14 protein-coding genes, 1 tRNA gene and 3 pseudogenes are annotated in these 17,718 nt (G+C 45.7%); 7 read left to right on the top strand and 11 right to left on the bottom strand.

Translation table 11 applies throughout. The features are described from left to right. Positions 1-228, bottom strand: a pseudogene (locus ABK01_RS05770) (hypothetical protein); the annotation flags it as partial. 225 nt (positions 229-453) lie between these two features. On the opposite strand from ABK01_RS05770, the gene ABK01_RS05765 reads away from it, so the two are divergent. Further along, positions 454-696 carry a four helix bundle protein gene (locus ABK01_RS05765; protein WP_253676558.1) on the top strand — a complete coding sequence of 81 codons (243 nt, stop codon included), beginning with the start codon at positions 454-456 and terminating at the stop codon, positions 694-696. A gap of 133 nt (positions 697-829) precedes the next feature. On the opposite strand, the gene ABK01_RS05760 is transcribed toward ABK01_RS05765, so the two are convergent. Together ABK01_RS05760 and ABK01_RS05755 are read right to left on the bottom strand one after the other, a co-directional pair. Then, entirely contained in the window at positions 830-1,777 is a 948-nt protein-coding gene (locus ABK01_RS05760; RefSeq protein WP_253676557.1) for an Rpn family recombination-promoting nuclease/putative transposase, read from the bottom strand. 215 nt (positions 1,778-1,992) lie between these two features. Then, positions 1,993-2,226, bottom strand: a pseudogene (locus ABK01_RS05755) (hypothetical protein); the annotation flags it as partial. Between the two features lie 123 nt (positions 2,227-2,349). Between ABK01_RS05755 and ABK01_RS11805 the strand changes: the two are divergent. Next, a pseudogene (locus ABK01_RS11805) lies at positions 2,350-2,510 on the top strand (AAA family ATPase); the annotation flags it as partial. Positions 2,511-2,514: 4 nt separating this feature from the next. On the opposite strand, the gene ABK01_RS05745 reads toward ABK01_RS11805, so the two are convergent. The 8 genes from ABK01_RS05745 to ABK01_RS05710 all read right to left on the bottom strand — a co-directional run bounded on the left by ABK01_RS05745 (position 2,515) and on the right by ABK01_RS05710 (position 11,062). Next, a complete protein-coding gene (locus tag ABK01_RS05745) occupies positions 2,515-4,347 on the bottom strand; it encodes a S1C family serine protease (RefSeq protein ID WP_253676556.1) in 1,833 nt (610 codons plus the stop codon). Beyond that, positions 4,344-6,428: a tetratricopeptide repeat protein gene (locus ABK01_RS05740; RefSeq protein WP_253676555.1), complete on the bottom strand. Its 2,085-nt coding sequence runs from the start codon at positions 6,426-6,428 to the stop codon at positions 4,344-4,346. Before ABK01_RS05740 ends, ABK01_RS05745 begins: the two co-directional genes overlap by 4 nt. A 1-nt stretch (position 6,429) precedes the next feature. Further along, complete coding sequence (gene tilS / locus ABK01_RS05735; RefSeq protein WP_253676554.1) at positions 6,430-7,848, bottom strand: tRNA lysidine(34) synthetase TilS; 1,419 nt, start codon at positions 7,846-7,848, stop codon at positions 6,430-6,432. A 90-nt stretch (positions 7,849-7,938) separates the two neighbouring features. Next, positions 7,939-8,568 carry a 50S ribosomal protein L25 gene (locus ABK01_RS05730; protein ID WP_212566463.1) on the bottom strand — a complete coding sequence of 210 codons (630 nt, stop codon included), beginning with the start codon at positions 8,566-8,568 and terminating at the stop codon, positions 7,939-7,941. 131 nt (positions 8,569-8,699) lie between these two features. Next, positions 8,700-8,772, bottom strand: a tRNA-Gln gene (locus tag ABK01_RS05725). Positions 8,773-8,842: 70 nt separating this feature from the next. Then, positions 8,843-9,103 carry a septation regulator SpoVG gene (gene spoVG / locus ABK01_RS05720; protein WP_016523359.1) on the bottom strand — a complete coding sequence of 87 codons (261 nt, stop codon included), beginning with the start codon at positions 9,101-9,103 and terminating at the stop codon, positions 8,843-8,845. A 47-nt stretch (positions 9,104-9,150) separates the two neighbouring features. Then, a complete protein-coding gene (ispE, locus tag ABK01_RS05715; RefSeq protein ID WP_253676553.1) occupies positions 9,151-10,035 on the bottom strand; it encodes a 4-(cytidine 5'-diphospho)-2-C-methyl-D-erythritol kinase in 885 nt (294 codons plus the stop codon). Between the two features lie 625 nt (positions 10,036-10,660). Then, positions 10,661-11,062 carry an HIT family protein gene (locus ABK01_RS05710; RefSeq protein WP_212566461.1) on the bottom strand — a complete coding sequence of 134 codons (402 nt, stop codon included), beginning with the start codon at positions 11,060-11,062 and terminating at the stop codon, positions 10,661-10,663. 417 nt (positions 11,063-11,479) lie between these two features. On the opposite strand from ABK01_RS05710, the gene ABK01_RS05705 reads away from it, so the two are divergent. The 5 genes from ABK01_RS05705 (at position 11,480) to ABK01_RS05690 (ending at position 17,681) form a co-directional block, all read left to right on the top strand. After that, positions 11,480-13,402: an AMP-dependent synthetase/ligase gene (locus ABK01_RS05705; protein ID WP_253676552.1), complete on the top strand. Its 1,923-nt coding sequence runs from the start codon at positions 11,480-11,482 to the stop codon at positions 13,400-13,402. A 208-nt stretch (positions 13,403-13,610) separates the two neighbouring features. After that, entirely contained in the window at positions 13,611-15,170 is a 1,560-nt protein-coding gene (locus ABK01_RS05700) for a 5'-nucleotidase C-terminal domain-containing protein (protein WP_371922035.1), read from the top strand. A gap of 242 nt (positions 15,171-15,412) precedes the next feature. After that, entirely contained in the window at positions 15,413-15,541 is a 129-nt protein-coding gene (locus ABK01_RS11700; protein WP_256481858.1) for a hypothetical protein, read from the top strand. A 55-nt stretch (positions 15,542-15,596) separates the two neighbouring features. After that, complete coding sequence (locus ABK01_RS05695; RefSeq protein ID WP_253676550.1) at positions 15,597-16,373, top strand: Rpn family recombination-promoting nuclease/putative transposase; 777 nt, start codon at positions 15,597-15,599, stop codon at positions 16,371-16,373. 99 nt (positions 16,374-16,472) lie between these two features. Next, entirely contained in the window at positions 16,473-17,681 is a 1,209-nt protein-coding gene (locus ABK01_RS05690; RefSeq protein ID WP_253676549.1) for a YibE/F family protein, read from the top strand. Positions 17,682-17,718: the final 37 nt, after the last annotated feature.

Raw genomic sequence — 17,718 nt, 5'->3', positions numbered from 1 at the left:
GTGTTCTGCCAGCACGATAATCTTATTGTCAACGAGATACGATACATCGTTAGCGAAACTCATATAGAGTACCTGCTTCAGCCGTATGTTCTTTAGAATAGCAGTAGATTGGTAATCAGTACCGTGCAGCGCGTTATAGAGCGCTAAAAAGTTAGCTTTTGCAGTCCTGTCTTCGCTGAAAAAGTCGACAAAGACAGAATCTTTGTATCGGCGATTGTGCTTCTTCATAATAGGTTCCTCCATAAGGCATATATAACTACTTATAGAGCACGGATGAAGAAATGGCTAACAAAATGGGGATAATTCATCATTTTTAATTAAAAATTACTAAATGGAAATACGGACTCCGATGATGCAGTTGCAGTGGAACCAGCCTCTGCTTTCAACAACAATACCAATCCGCGTCAGGAGCAAAGCTAAGGGGAGGTAATGAATAATTGGTAATTGGTAATTATGAATTACAAATTGATTACACATTACAAATTAAAAGAAATGAAACCTGATAATGTGATTGTTGATAAATCTAAGGCGTTTGCGTTGAAGGTCATCGCCTTGTACAAAAAGCTTTGTGATACGAACCGTGAGTTTGTTATGTCAAAACAGCTTTTAAAAAGCGGAACGAGCATCGGAGCAAACATTAAAGAAGCCCAGCAAGGACAAAGCAAGGCAGACTTCTATGCAAAGCTCTTGAGATAAAGGTGGGTTCTTAGGGTGATAACCCTAAGCGGTTATTTTGAAGATAGGAAGGGTTGAAGGGGAGGAAAGAAACTTTTATCCGAAAAAAGTGTCTTTCCTCCCCTTACCAATTAAGAATTGATCGCTCCTTCCCCTATAGCCTTGCTATTTCTTCAGCACTTAAACCGGTTACTTGCATAATCATTGCAGTATCAGAATGGAGCTGCTTTAAAATTCTTGCACTTTCAACAGCTTTGTTATGAGCACCTTGTTCTATACCTTGTTCTATACCCTGTTCTATACCTTGTTCTATACCTTGTTCTATACCCTGCTCTATACCTTGTTCTATGCCTTCAGCAAAGGCTATTTCACGTTCTTCTGCACGTTGTACGGCAATATCTTCTTCATAATTATATTCGGCCAGCAACATGTTTATTACCTCCTTCGTCTTCCGTTCGAGATATTCTCGCAAAATATTATTTGCTATACACTCCTCAATGGCTTTTTGAAAACCATATACCGGATCAAGCTCTTTCCATTTTCTCACTGTTTGGACAAAAATGCTATATTCATTGATGGGCTTACACAGTTCCAAGAGCGGATGTTCATTGTGCCGGTTTATGTTTACCACTTTGACAATTAATTCCAAGTTTGGTTGTTCCGTCTGTTCCTTAAATGCGTGGGATAGTTTAAGCGTCGCTTCACGAGTATAAACTTCTTTACCGTTATAAAAAACATAAAATTCCGGTGTCGGGATAGTGAGCAGTTTACGGCTATACTTTTCCTTTGATTCAAAGAGTTTTTCATACAGACGGCTGACATACTCAAGGCAGCGCAATGGCATATTAGGGTTGATAGTCGATTGATGTTCGGCAAGGACAATAATTTTGTTTTCGACAAGATACGAGACATCATTGGCAAAGCTCATATACATCACTTGTTCAAGCTTGATATTTTCTAGTAAGGCAACATCATGCACCTGAGTACCGTGCAAAGCATTGTATAGAGACAAAAACCGCTCTTTTGCTTTTTCATCGGTGCTGAATAGATCGACAAAAACAGAGTCCTTATAGTTACGGTTATCCGGTACGGTTTCTAACATGATAGTAGTATAGCATACAAAGCTCGATAGTGTAAGGTCATCGGAGTCAGAGATACCGCATTATAAAATCTGAATCAAAATAAGGTGTTTAAGCTCCTCTTTGCAAAAGGTGTTTCAGAAGCGGCACGGATGCCGCTGGTTCTAGCAGCAGCGATGTTTTGCCGAATGGCAAAACTCGTGTTTTCCGATAGACACGGATGTCTAGCGGAGAACGACATCTCAATATCGTAGGATGTGCCGCCTTTGTCTTTTACTAATACATCCAGTCGGACGGTTTTGGCTCCGGAATTAGCGGTAACGGTATTTTGGGACGATAGATACGTGATTTTTTCGATTTTAGCATTAAAAAGCATCTCAAGAAATTCTTTACAGATAGGTTCATACTCCATAACCTTACAGAACATGAAATCATCTGCAATGGTGAGGTCTTCAAAAGGTTTTTGTGTCATTCACACCTCCTATAGTCCTTATACGACTTTTAGAGCAAAATGGCTAAGCAAATCCCCTTTGTTTTTAATGAAAAATAGAAATACGGAGTAACAAGGTGGCGGTGGTGGCAAGCTAAGCTGAGGATGAACTTTCCACGAAAGCGGCTAGTCGGCATACAAAGCTTTGAAAAACTCCTCAGGGATGGCTGTTTATTGATAAAACGCCGTTCATTTGGCATCTGATCCAATCATCAAATCCGTATTTTCTCAGCCGTCCGCAAAGGTTCGGTAAGAGTCTTTCCCTTATCCCTAAAAGTATGACGGATTATCTAAGTATGCCCAGATGTCCATAAAAGTATCGAGATAGGCGGATTTCCGACGTTTGGTATAAATCCGGGTGAAAAGCGCTTCCTCGGCTTTTTGCACTTCCATCTTGTGAATTTCAAGATAATCGCCGGCGGAAAAGCCTGTTTCATCGGCGTAGCTGCCGGGAATAACTTCCGTTATCCGAAAAGACTTTTTTCCGCCGGCGCTTTCAAGGTAGATGCCGTACGCCGGCAGCATAGCCCGAGCTTTGCTGTCCTTTTGATACACCAGTTCGGCAGGCTGTTTGGGACGGGCTTCCAGCTGTACATACCAATCCTGCCGTATTTTTTCCCAACGGTGTTCGCGCTGTTCCGCCCCGCCCATATTGCCGGCGGCCTCACTTGTAGTGCCCACCGTATCACCGGTACTGTCTGCTCTATTACCGGTACTGCCTGCCGCATCGGTGCCAGTGCCGGGGGAAAGAACACCGCTCGCGGCAGAAGTATGCAGGGGAGCATAGCCTGAAATCTTAACAATCGTACCGGTAGCCAACCGCATCAGCTCAGCCTGCAGCGCTTCCAAGCTGGGAACCGCCCGCCCATTCAGATGAGTAATAACGGCACCGGCGGGAATAACAGATGCGGATGAACCCGGCACTGCATAGACCAGCTCCGTTCCTGCCGCCTGCTGCGGTGATTCTTTTACGGAAACTCCATAGCAGGACATCCATGCATGAACGGTTTCACCGCCTGCATAGAGCTGAGGCAGGATAAGCCGCAGCAGTTCCACCGGTATTGCAAAGTTTAAACCTTCGTTGCGCTCAAGACCGGCAAATACAATCGCCTGTACCCTACCCGCCTCGTCGATAATCGGCCCGCCTGAGCTACCGTGATTAACGGGTGCATCGATCTGCAATACGCTGCCTAAAGACAGAAGCCGCCGGTTTTGCGCCGACACGATACCGGAAGTAAGCGTCTGTTCCAATCCGGCGGGCGAGCCGATCGCATAGATTCTACTGCCGATGTTTAAGTCTTCCGAAGAGCCGAGCTGAAAATACACTTCGGGATTAATCTCCGTTTTAAGAAGCGCGAGGTCGAATATCGTATCCCAGCCGACTACCTTTGCCGGTATCCGCACCGTAGGATTTTCCGCACGCTTGATGTACACACGGGAAAAACCTTCGTATTCGGGATCAACTTCGCTTTGAATAACATGATAGTTTGTAATGAGATAGCCGTTAGCGTCGATAAAAAAGCCCGAACCGATCATCCGGTCGGCTCTCCCTAACCCTTTTTCAATCGTCATACCGCGGTCAACCCATACCGTTACGGTTCCTTTCATCATCTTTCGAACCGTTTCCAATGACGGCGCATCATGTACTCCGCCGGATAATCGGGCGATATCCTGAATCAGCGCATCAAATTTCTTTTCCTTCCATTTATCCCGCTGCGCCGCTATGAGTTTTTGCTCACTCCACTGCGTAGGCGTATGCCCTAATGCAGCGAGCGAGCGGAATATTTTGAGCGCTTCATCCCATGTGCCGTTCTCGACAGCCTTAAAAAACAATTCTTCAACAGCACTCTGAGCGTCTTGATACAACGTGTTTATTTCATCGGTACGTTCGGTATACAGCGTTAAACGCTTTGCCCGCAATAGGGCATCGAGCGGTTTTTCCGCGATAAGGCCGCGGACAGCTTCAACCTCCCGTGTTATGCTGCGGCCGTCCGTGTAATTGACGCTTTGAGAAAAAGAGGGAGTAACGGAAGTACAGGCGCTGAAAGTAACCAAAAGTACAATCAGCGTTGATATGTTATACGAAAACCGGCTCAATCTCACTTTCGCCCCTCAGCTTTCACAGGAGCGGCTCGAACGGGAACGCGCAACATTTGAACGAACACAGCACCTTCGGAACGGACGGCATAGAGTTCATAACTACCGATTAATATCGTCCGCGCTTCCACATCGGAATCGGTATCCTTGAATAACGCTGTCAGTTTTTCAGCGACCTTATCGGAAAAAGAAGGACGCATTTCGAGCCAGTATACATTATATTGAGGATCTTTTATCAGCGGCACACTCGTCTTGCCGATAGTCAAGCGTTCCGGCGTTCCTTTTTTATAGTAGACCGACACCGGCAGTCCCGAATACCGATGCTTCCACACCGTCTGAGCATTTCCCGACGGAAACTGTGTATACTGAATTTCTGGCGTCCCGTCTTCATTTTCATCCCAATTTTTTATGACCGTTCCGTCCGTCTTGTAAAGTTCATAATATTCAAACAACTTATTTTTATTGATATCAACAGAAATTTTATCGAGTTTTCCCTGTTTGCTATATTGTTCCAGCACCTCAAAAAATCCGTCGCCGTCATAGTCATACTCTTTTTGTGCAAGTACGCCGTTCCGGTACCGAGCAAGCGCAAGCGTTTGCGTTCCCGTCTTTATTTCAGCCGAAATAATCCGGCCGTCTTCAAAGTGCATCCGCATAACCGCATTTGTATCCGACGGCGCAGGTTCTTCACTGTATAACACCGAAAAGATAAAATCATGCTCTTGCAGCAGGCGGGCATTGTTGCGTAACCGCAGCGTGAAGAAAGCCGGAGCTTCCGCATCCGTATCGCGTAGTCTTAAATCAAGTTCGGTCTGAGCAACCGGCTCCCATCGAAATGTAAGCGGACGCATGATATACTCCCGCTTTTCCGCCTTTTGCACAATCGAATGTACTGCCGGATAGCTGTCATATTGGACGGCATAACCGTTCTTCGCCGTAACAATAAGATCGGGGGCGCCGAAATTGCACTGTACCTGATATTCATATACCTCATCCTGATTGAGATCGAAAAAGGCTGATACGGGGCGTCCCTGTTCAAAGAAAACAGCCGCGTTGGAAATCCCGTCACGGTTATCGTCCTCTAAAAGCACGCCGCTAAAGGTTTTAAGGCGATTGCCAATCTCTTTTCGCATAGCATCCGTACCGGTCAGTCGGCACAACTCAATCAACTGATCGGAATACAAGGCGAACACGGACGCTTTAACATTTGCCTTTTGCGGCAGATGATCGGCAACGGTGACATCAAAAAATTCTTTAATGGCGGTCTTTTCATCGATGACACCATAGCGAAGCTCCGCGAGTACCGCAGCAAGCTGTGTCCGTGCATCAAGATTCCGGTTATCCGCCTCATACATACTACGGTAAACTTTTAAACGGCGGCTGTTTTCCTTAGGGTTAGGATCAAAGGGAGCGGCATACACTGCCAGTGACGGCTCTTGTTCAATCCAGACATAGAGTTGCTGCAAAAGAGCGTCGGCAAGTTTTTTCCCTGCGCGGGTCATCGCTTTATCCCGCTCCTGTAAAAAGAACAGCCGTGGGAAGCGAACATCAAAACTCCAGCGGCTCAACGCGATTTCGATTACATCCCGCGCCTGCCCGTCACGCCCTAAACCGTAGAGTGCAGCAGCACGGTAAAAGTCACGGTCGGCGGAATCAAACGCAAGCGAGTCCAACACTTGAATCGCTTCACTGTAGTGTTCCGTTTCAGTATAAAGACGGGCGAGCAATAAAACGAGATTGTCGCGGTTATAGATACGCAACTTTAGCCCCGAAGTCAGAGCCGTTTCCGCAGCATCAAGGCATTGTGCGCGGGTACCGTCTAATTGAATAAGGCATTGAGCTTTTAAATAGAAGAAATCTGCAAAGGAATCGTCAAACGTCATACCTTTTTCGACATATTCAAGCGCTTCCGCATAGTTTGCATCGGTATAGAACTCCGCTGCTTTTTGCAAATATTGCAGCGCATACGAGGTATTCATTTGCTGCAGTTCACGGTTTATCGTTTGCGAATATGCTGCGGTAACAGGCAGTAAACATACCAGCAGCGCTTCGATTAAAAGGATTCTCCGTTTTATAGTTTTGAGCATTCTATTGTTCCTCCACAAACCAGTTTCTATATCCAAGGAAGCTACCATACAGGGCGCGTATGCGAGTACGCCTCCGAATACAAGTATCCTCTATGATAATCGGCAAAAGTTCGCGAGCAAGTGAATCAACCTGCCATTCATTTAAAATTTTTTTTACTTCTTTTTTTACATTTCCGGATTTCATTTGAATCCGATCGCCGCCGCGCCGTGGCCTAATGGAAATGGGAAGCGTAAACGGGCCTATCCCGCCGCTTGTATCCTCGCTATCCCGCACAAAGATACCCTTCGCAGTGTGATACACTTCCAACTGCCCCAAAGGATACGCATACTCGCCGCATTGCGGAATAGTCAGAACGTATGTCTTTTGATTATAAAGCCTACGATAGGCAGCGCTGTCAAACAGCAGGATACGCTCCCCGCGGCGTTCCAACCGAAGCACACCGGCAGCAGAAACTTGTGAGCGAATTTCCGGCGCTGCCGTGTGTGCGGACGAAAGCCTGAGGAGTATTCCCAGCGGAACCCGTGTCCCGATCCCGAGTCGGCGGCACCCCTGCTCAAGCACCCTGAGCCGCAGCGCGGGATGGAGCGAATCGAAGAAATCCGCCGCGATTGTAAGCGCACCGTGTTTGCAGTGCTCCCAATCCGCCGCGCCGTCCGTACCGGTAAAGTTCGCACGCGCCGCAGCCAGCGCTTCTTCGCAAAATGAGCGATCCAAACTAACCCGCTGCAGCGTTTTATCCAGCCCGGTGCGCCATCCGCCGAAGGCCGCAGCCAATGCCGGCACCAAATGATGCCGGATTCGGTTACGCAGATACGTATCTTCCGTATTGGTGGAATCCTCACGCCATTCAATACCCCGCTTCCGTAAAAATGCTTCTATATCGCTCCGTTCTACTGTGATAAGCGGGCGTAAATACCGTCCGCGCTGCACCGGCATTACGGATAAACTCACCGTACTGCCTCCTTGAAAGAGCCTCATCAACACCGTTTCGTATACATCACTACGGTTATGCGCTGTTACGATATAGTCGGCGCCAACGGAAGCGGCGGTTTCTTCAAAAAGCCGGTATCGCAGCGCACGTGCGGCATCTTCGATTCCCCTGTTACGCTCTTTTGCATAACGCGCAACTTCTCCTGCAGGGATTTCCGCAGCAACACAGGGTACCGGCGGCTCCAGATGGCTGCACAACTCGGCGACAAAGGTTAAATCGGCGGCGCTTTCTTCCGCACTGCGGATATTATGGTTAACCGTAATTACGGTTAACCGGCAGTGAAGCCGCACCTGTAATTGATGAAAGGCTAACAGCAATGCCGTAGAATCCGCACCGCCTGAGCAGGCAAGGAGAAACCGACAAGGAATATGTGTTAAAAACGGTTTAAGATTATCAAATACGGCATCGACGAAAGAATCGGAACACATACAATGAGGAGAATAAAACGTTTTTGAGGAAAATACAAGAACAGAACAGAAAAAAAGTGCAGGTATAAGACCTGCACTTTGATAAGGAGATTACTCTTTTGCTTCCGGAGTAGCGGCATCCGCGGGGGCGGCATCTGCTGTTTCATCCGTAGCAGCAGGGGCTTCCTCTTTGGCGAATTTAACCATTGCAACCGCTAAATCTGCATCCGTCAAAACCTTAACGCCTTCGGGAACTTTAATATCTCGAACGTGAATCGCTTCGTTAGCGCCGAGTTTTTCAACATCGACAACGATGCGCTCAGGCAAATCACGCGGCAAACATTCAACTTCAAGTTCTGCAATACCGGTTTCCAGAACAGCACCTTGACGACATGCTTCGGGAGATCCTGAAAGCCGAATCTGAATTTTAGTCCGCAACAGTTGACCGCGTTCAACGGCATAGAAGTCTGCGTGGAAAACTTTATCGTTTACGATATCATATTGATAATCTTTGATGAAAACTTCAAATTCATCTTTTTCATCAACTTTAATGGTAATAAGCGTACTTTCGGTAACTGTTTTGAATAATTTTTCAAAATCGCGATAGGGGACATCAATAGCTGTTGAACGACCTGCATTATCATAAATAACTGCAGGCAAACGATTAGCCCTGCGGCACTGCGCAGCAGCGGCTTTTCCAAAACCTGTTCGGCGGCAGGCAGTCAAAACTCTCTCTTCCATAATCAGGAACTCCTTTGCATATAAAGCAAACAAGAGGCTCCTTCTATATGAAAAGCCCCTTTTTTATATTTACATTCATATAAAGTCAATACGGATTATTTTGCAACAAAACAATCCATATCTCCTTCAGACTGGGACGGTAGGATTCGAACCTACGGAATGACGGCACCAAAAGCCGTTGGCTTACCACTTGCCGACGTCCCATTATAAAAAACCGTACATTCACGCACAGTAATTTCCATGTTTTTACAAACCGATCTGCATACCGTCGGTTCTAGCTTTCTGCACAAGCCTCGTATGCGGAAAGTATTTTTTCTTGCAGTACCGATCGGAATTCAGGCGTTATCGGATGCGCAATATCTTTATATGCGCCGGTCTTAGTTCTGCGGCTCGGCATCGCAACAAAAACACCCTTCTCTCCCTCAATCAGCTTCACATTATGCAATACGAAGCAATCATCAAAGGTAACGGTTGCATAGGCCTTTAACTTGCCTTCAGCTACAGTCTTCCGAATTTGGACATCAGTGATCGTCATACTATGCCCCTCCTTACGGTAGACTCATTATACACCGCAAAGTATTCTTAGGCAAGTAAAAGAAACGGTTGACACCAGCTCCATCTTTTTGCCAAGCATTGAAAGGCAGAAGCCATAAGATTTTTAGAACTAAACAATCCAAATACGGCTGAACCCGAACCGCTCATCTGCGCAAATTCCGCACCCTGTTCATGGAGTTCCTTACGCACCTGAGCAATAACAGGATAACGTTGCTCAAGCACCGGTTGAAAATCATTTACAAAACGCCATGTTTTAAACGGCGCACGGTACTGCGCAACCAGCTTTTCGTATCCCCATGCTTCATATTCACCTGAAAGCACTTCCCTTTGTTTATCCAAAAGCGAATAGGCTTCTTTCGTTGAACTCTGCACATCCGGCCAAATCAGTATACCGAAACAGTCAGTACGAGCTTGTATCGGCTCAAAAACCTCTCCACGCCCCGTAACAACCCCTGCCGGATCCTTTAGGAAAAACGGCACATCGCTCCCAACCTGCAAGGCAAGTGTTGTAAGCTCGGAATCGCTCAACGGCATTGCAAAAAGCTCATTTACAACCTTCAGCAAAGCAGCTGCATCGGAAGAACCTGCCCCCAACCCGCTTCCTACAGGAAGATTTTTTATTAACCGAACCTTTATGCCGCCATTGATTCCTGTTGCACCTTTAAATACTTCCCATGCTTTAGTCAATGTGTTTTCAGCAGGCAAAGGCAATAACGGGGATTCGACCGTACAACCGTGTAAATCGCTCGACTTTTCTAGAGAAAGATAATCCGCTATTGAAATACGCTGAAAAATACTTTCGAGGTTATGAAACCCGTCTTTTCTTTTTGCCAGAACCTTTAGATGAATATTAATCTTTGAATATGCACAAAGACTAATTGCATCGGCACTCATGCTTGAAGCATTATTCATATAATACGAGTTTTGTCAATACTGCAAATTTTTTTGAAAATATACGGTGCATCTACTTCGTTGCTGCACACAAATTAATCCTCAACGTATCAAAGATACGTCTGCGGTTAATTTGTACTCGCGCCTCGTATCTGTACCGTCTATTTTCAAAAAGCATTTGTTCTACCTAACCTCTTTATTTTACGATTTTGATCTATATTGTCTGATGCAGTTTGCCCTTCCTATAAATTCGACAACCGCAGTCTTTATCAAAAGGCGAGGATTGGCGAATTGCTGCACTTTTGCAACGAAATGAAAAAGTGCAGTCAATAGGCGACGTTTGCGCTTACGCAAACTCGCAGCGTTTTTAGACAATGCCAACTGCATTGTCTAAAATAAGCCTTCTTTAAAATGCAACAGTTGAACAAAGTTTCAACTTTGGAAACTGTTGCATTTGTGCGCGGAACGCGCATACGTCAATACGCGATGTTTGCGTAAGCAAACTCGACGTATTTTTCAGCGGTACCATTTGTACCGCTGAAAATAAACCTTCTTCTAAAACAAACCGTTCGAAATTTTAAGTAAAATTTCGAACAGAAGGAAGGCAACCGCTAAAAATATTTTTAATGCGGTTGCACTGATACTCTTAGATTTTGAGTTTTTTATACGTTTCTTCGAGCGGGTGCACTGCGCCGCCGAATTTCGGAAAGCTCGGCACGGCATCGCCTGACTTCCGCGGGACAAGGTGTACATGCAGATGGAAAACGGTCTGCCCTGCGCATTGGTTATTTGCATTCAGCATATTGATGCCCTCATACCCGCAGTCAGTTACGCAGTGATTGGCAACTTTTTTTACCGTATCCATTACGTGATGGAGCGTTTCTTCGTCCGCATCCAAGATATTTGTAACATGCTTCTTTGGTACAACGAGCATGTGTCCGTCGACATCTTTTGCAATATCCATAAAGACAATCGTATGTTCATCTTCATAGATTTTCATACACGGAATTTCACCTTTAATAATCTTACAAAAAATACAGTCATCCATCGCTATCTCCTTTTCTTTCCATTTTAAGAGGAAACCTCTTTGCCGTCAATCATACGTCTTTTGAAAATAGACGACACATCTACTGCATCGTCTATTTTCAAAAGGCTTACGGCAAGCTTATTTTTAACAATCAAAGCCTCTTTATTTTGCGGGAATATCCGGAAACCGTCTGATGAAGTTGCTCTCCTTCTGTGTGAAATTTTGTCAAAAATTTCACACATTTTATTTTACCAGAAAGGTAACCTCATCAGACAAATAGAACAAAATCGCAAAATAAAGAGGCTGTGAGACCATTTGAACCGCGAAGAGGTTTAACTCTGGTTGAGCAGCCTCTTTATTTTGCGGGAATATCCGAAGACCGTCTGATGAGGTTACCTTTTACTTGACTGATTTTTTCTTTTGTGTTAGCGTTTTTGCATGAACGACATCACAATGCCGCAATTGTTGCAACAAATTACAAAAAAATATCCGAATATTGCAGCTCAATATTCAAAGAATGAGTACGGCGATTTTATCCCCCTCTCCTACTCCGATGTTTTTGATCGGGTATTGAGTTTTGCAGGCGGTCTTTTATCCCTCGGAATCGCACGAGGGGACAGAGTCGGCCTTATCGCCGATAACCGGAAGGAATGGTATCATGCCAGTATGGGGATTATGGCGATCGGAGCTGCCGATGTTCCGCGCGGTTGTGATGCAACCGAGCAAGATTTAGTACGTATTTTATCCTTTGCTGAATGTACGGCGGCGGTCATAGAAAATCGGGATCAATGTATAAAAATTCTTAAAAATCAGCAGCAGTTCCCGCTGCTTAAAACGCTCATCATTCTTAATCCTTTTGATATTCACGATGAAGAGCTTAAAACAAAGGGCGATATTTCGCACTTCGACATTTACTGTTATGACGAGATTATCGAACGGGGTATGGCATATCGGAAAGCACACCCCAATACGGTTGAACAGGAGCTGGAAAACGGCAGCGATACCGAAATCGCTACGATCATTTTTACCTCCGGTACGACAGGCGAACCTAAGGGCGTTATGCTGACGCATAAGAACTTTATTGTGCAGTTGGATGACCTTAAAACACGGGTTATCCTCTATCCCGGTGAAAAAGCCATCGTGGTATTGCCGGTATGGCACAGTTTTGAGCGGCTCTGCGAATACGTTATTTTGGCTTCCGCAGCGGGGATGGTGTACTCAAAACCGGTGGGAAGCATCTTGCTTGCGGACATTGCAAAAACCAACCCCGCGCTGTTCCCATCGGTGCCGCGGATATGGGAGTCCGTCTATACCGGTGTTTTTAAGGCGATGAAGCAAGCAGGCGGCATTAAGCAAAAACTGTTTAACTTCTTTGTCGCGGTAGGCTTGTTCCATGCGCACCACGCGCGGAATGTTAAAGGGCTTAATCCTCATTTTGTCTTTTATACAAAAATTACCCGTCCGATTGTTTCCTTTATACCGTATCTTTTCTCTCTGCCGCTCTATGCGCTGGGCAATGCGCTTGTGTTTAAAAAGATTCGCACTAAACTCGGCACCGGCTTCCGGCAAGGGGTTTCAGGCGGAGGGGCGCTGCCACCGAATATCGACGCTTTTTTCTGGGCTATCGGCGTAAGCGTTACCGAAGGCTATGGTTTAACCGAAACGGCGCCGGTTGTGTCGGTGCGCCCGCTCGGACGCCCCGTGTTCGGCACTATCGGGAAGCCGCTGTCGTGTACAACGGTAAAGATTGTCGATGATGACGGGAACGAGCTCCCGGTCGGGCAGCTCGGCACGGTAATGATCCGCGGCACCAGCATTATGAAGGGCTATTACAAGCGGCAGGATTTAACCGATGCGGTCATCGACAAGGATGGCTGGTTCGACAGCGGCGATCTCGGCCTTAAAACACTTGACGGCGAGCTTATCCTGCGCGGCAGAAAAAAGGATACGATTGTACTGCGCGGCGGCGAAAACATTGAACCGGTACCGATAGAAATGAAGCTGCAAGAATCTCCATTTATCGCGCAAGCCGTAGTCCTCGGGCAGGATCAGCGCTTTTTAGGAGCGCTCATTGTTGCAGACGAAACCGAGGTTAAAAGCTATGCGGCAGAGCAAGGGATACTGGCGGCCTCATTTGAAGAACTGCTGGCAAAACCTGAAATCAAAAAGCTTTTTGAGCAGCAAATTGCCTCGCTGATAAACCATGAAAACGGTTTTAAGCTGTTTGAACGGATTAACCGTTTTACACTCCTTGCAAAACCTTTTGAGGCGGGCGTGGAACTTTCGGCAAAGCAGGACGTAATGCGCTATAAGATCACTACTTTATATAGTAAACAAATCGATACTTTATTCGCCGATTAACATTATAACTCTAGGACAACCGGTCGAATAGTATCAATTTTTCTGCGGGGTTGTTAAAAAAAATGCCCTAATGCGTTTACCCTGATTATATCTCTTTTTTTCCTTGCATTTTTTGCCTATCCGTTTTACACTACAAGGTACAAGGAGTATGCAAATGACGCAGAAGAAAGTTTTTAAAACATTATTTGTTGCATTGGCGGCAGTATTTATGCTGTTCGTATCGTGTAAAACAACCGAGCCGGAACACGTTCCAGCGCCCGTACCGATGCAATACAGCGCTATTGAAGCAACAGCGCCTGCTAATCAGGTGGATGTGCTGTTATTCAACGACTTCCACGGTAACGTCGCGGAAGATGCCCGCCCCGGTAAAGGAAAAAATGCCGGTATGGCAAAGCTGCTCGGCTATGTGCACACCGCACAAAGGGAAAACCCGAATACGATTGTCGTAGCGGGCGGCGATAACTACCAAGGTACCGCGATTTCCAATTTGACCTACGGTGCACCGGTTTCCGCAATGATGAAGGCGATGGGCGTAGCTGTTTGTGCAGTCGGCAATCACGAGTTTGACTGGGGCGTAACGCACATGAAGGAATGGCAGAAAGACGGCAATTTTACCTTCTTGGCAGCGAATATCGTCGACAAAAACACCAAAAAGCCTGTCTCGTGGGCAAAGCCGTACGCGATTATTACCAAAGGCGGTTATAAAATTGCGTTTGTCGGTCTAGCTCATCCCGATACGGTAACCCTCACAAAGGCTGAACACGTAAGCGGTTTGGAATTTACCGATCCTGTGAGCGCCGGACAGCAATGGGTTGACTACCTGTTGGCAGGAAAGGCAAAAGAAGGAAAACCGGATGCCATCATCGCATTAACCCACATCGATTCCGATCAGAAGGGGGAAGAAATTACCGGAAAGGCAGTCGCGCTTGCTCAAATTAAGGGATTAAACGCGATATTGTCAGCGCACAGTCATCGTCCGGTACAGGGCGTTGTAGAAGGTATGCCGATTATGCAGGCTTACTGCTACGGACGTGCAGTCGGGAAACTCAGCATCACCTTTGATGAAAATAAAAACATCGCTTCGATTACCCCTGCACTGGATGAAATTTGGAAGCATAAGGATACTATCGTTGAAGATGAGGAAGGTAAAACCGTGTTTGCGAGATACGATGCCGACTTAAAACCGATTTTAGGCGAAGTTATCGGTACTGCTGCTGCCGAGTTTACGCACGAAAGAAAGGATAAGGGCAGCAACACCTTGCTTGGCGTATGGGCTTCCGAAGCTCAGCGGAAAGTCGCAAAAGCAGACGTCTGTATTCAAAACGGTGGAGGATTACGCAGAACGCTTGCGGCGGGAAAGATCACCGTTGGCGATCTGTACGAAATCATGCCGTTTGACAACTACTTGGTAGTATTCGATCTCCCCGGTTCTGAAATCAAAAAGGCAATTGATCACGGTATTATGAACCCGAATATCACCGACGGACAGTTTGCAGGATTAAAGGTTGAATACGACGGCACCAAGCCTTTTGAAAGCAGGGTAACGTCTATCGCATTGGCAGACGGTACTCCGCTCGATATGAACAAAACATATAAGGTCGTTGTCAATGACTTTATGTTTACCGGCGGCGATAAATACGATTTCTCGAAGGCAACGAACGTCGTCGAAACATACGTTCCGATCCGCGACTGCTTAATCGATGAAATTAAAGCGGCAAAAACCATTACGCCGAAAGCTCCGGATTACATCAAAGATATCAGCAAATAGCTGATTTGTACGAGGGAACCTCTAAAAAACTGACCGACTTGCAGTTTTTAGAGGTCCTCAGCTGATTTTTAATGCATAATTCGCTCATTGGTAACGTGGGGAATATGAGAGATTAGTAATTATGCTGATGCGTTACCTATTATCGAATTCTTTCCGATCTCTATAGTTAAAAAATATAAAACTTTTCTGATTTTTTCCAGCCAAAAACCTTCAAAAGTCATATAGGACCGTAGGAGGTGTGAATGAAAAAATTACCTAACGTCCTAATGCAGTTCACCGCCCGGAATGACTATGCATTTCTTTCCATTGTACATCCGTGTACAATGGAAAGAACGAGTTTCGGCATCGCCGAAACATCGTTTCTGATATAACCAGCGGCATCCATGCCGCTTCTGTCTCTTTGGTACCGAGGAAAATAAAGATATTATGATCGAATTTCTCTCGTTGGTCACAGATTTGCGTAAAACCGATTTTGATGATGTCCGTATCGAAAACAGTGAACAGCTTCCCCGCTTCTATAATGATAAAATCGGACGGCTGGATATAAAAATCCGTTTACACGACGGCCGCAAAATCGATGTAGAAATGCAGAATACCTACTTTGATTACTATCCCAAACGTAGTATCTTTTATTGCTCCAAACTGATCCATGAGCATTTTATCAGTGGATTCCAGTATTCAAACTTGAAAAAATGTATCGCAATCAATGTACTGAACAGTCCCTTTAAATTGAGCCGCAAGGTGCATTCGATGTATCAGATACGGGAAAGTGAGGAACAGACACTCTTGGATGAACTTTTGGAAATTCACTTTTTAGATCTAACAAAACTCAACAAAAATAATTTGACAAGCTTAGAGAAATGGCTTATGTTTATCAAAACAGACGATAAGGAGGTAAGGCAAATGCTAGCACAGGGAAATCCGGTAATGACGAAGGCAAATCGAGTGATGGATATCTTTTATCTGGATGAGCAAGAACGTAAGCGGTATGAGGCAGCGTGGGAATATGAGAGCGACCGGCTATCAATGATAAGCGAATCTGAACGGAAAGGTCTTGAACGAGGTAGAGCTGAAGGCGAAGCACACGGCGCTCATCAAAAAGCACTCGAAACGGCAAAAACGATGCTTACTATGGGCTATCCGCTCAGTGATATTTGCAAAATTGCCGGACTCTCCCTCGCCGAAGTAGAATCACTTAACTAATAGGTAATCAGCCGGTTATAGTATACAATTGCTATAACCGGCATTATATTTTATATAGTGATTATCCCAACATTAAAGTACTGGAACTTGAAGAAGCGAATGAGGAAAACGAATATTTACTTAAAGTCTAAAAAAATCTTACTTCTGGCACTTACCTGCATATCCGTATGTGTTCAGCTTTATGCTCAAGATACTGCAAAAAATACAAGCGCCGAAACGGATTCAAAAGATGCCGGATTGGCGGAATATTACGATACGCAACTTAACCTGCCGAAGAACCAGGTGGTAAAAGCGCGCGTCATTGAAATCGTATATGATGACCTTGCGGAAAGCAGGCCGGATGTTCCGATTGAATCCGACTTCCGGTATCAGCATTTAAAAATAGAAATTTTAACCGGCAAGCATAAGGGCGAAGTGTATACCGTCCGCAACACTATTGAACTGGCAATTCCGTATCGGCTTATCTTTCGGCTCCATGAAAAAATGATACTGCAGGTGGACGAAGATGAAGAAACCGGAAAGATAATAAACTTAAAAATCTACGAGCGCGCGCGGGACACAAAAGTCTATGCACTTATCGTCATCTTTGCTGCGGCGCTTATTGTCGTCGGCAAAAAAAATGGACTGAAGGCGTTGATTACGCTCGGCATTACCGTAGGGCTTATTTTCGGTATCTTCCTTCCATGCATTATACGGGGTTTTAACCCGATCTTATTGTCGCTTGCCGTATGCAGCGCCGCAACGGTTATCACGCTGCTAATCATCAGCGGCAACAATAAAAAAACATATACGGCCATCATAGGCACCATCGGCGGCGTTATCATCGCAGGGGTATTCGCATTTATTGCCGGTAAGGTACTTATGCTGACAGGACTCGGAAACGAGGATGCGCAAATGCTTGCCTTTATACCGCAGCACCGTAGGATTGACTATCAAGGTTTGCTATTTGCAGGTATTATGATTGGTGCGCTCGGCGCGGTGATGGATGTGGCGATGTCTATCTCATCGGCAATGTGGGAGATTATTTCCGTAAGCCCCGACATATCAAAAAAACAACTGATAAAATCCGGTATGAATATCGGCAGAGACATTATCGGCTCGATGTCGAACACATTGATTTTGGCGTATGTCAGCACCTCCATTCCGGTACTACTGCTGTTTATTCTATTCTCCAACGGCTTTACCGAAATTATCAACCTCGAACTGTTAGCCTCCGAGGTGCTGCGCGCTGTTGCCGGAAGCATCGGGCTTATTTGCACCATCCCGATTACGGTGCGCCTTGTCGGGAGATGGCATCACACATCGTAAGCACAGTCGGTTATCATACCTATAAAAGAACCAACTG

It is taken from the genome of Treponema sp. OMZ 305 (assembly GCF_024181325.1).
Taxonomy (GTDB): domain Bacteria; phylum Spirochaetota; class Spirochaetia; order Treponematales; family Treponemataceae; genus Treponema.
This window is presented reverse-complemented; position numbering and strand designations above follow the sequence as displayed.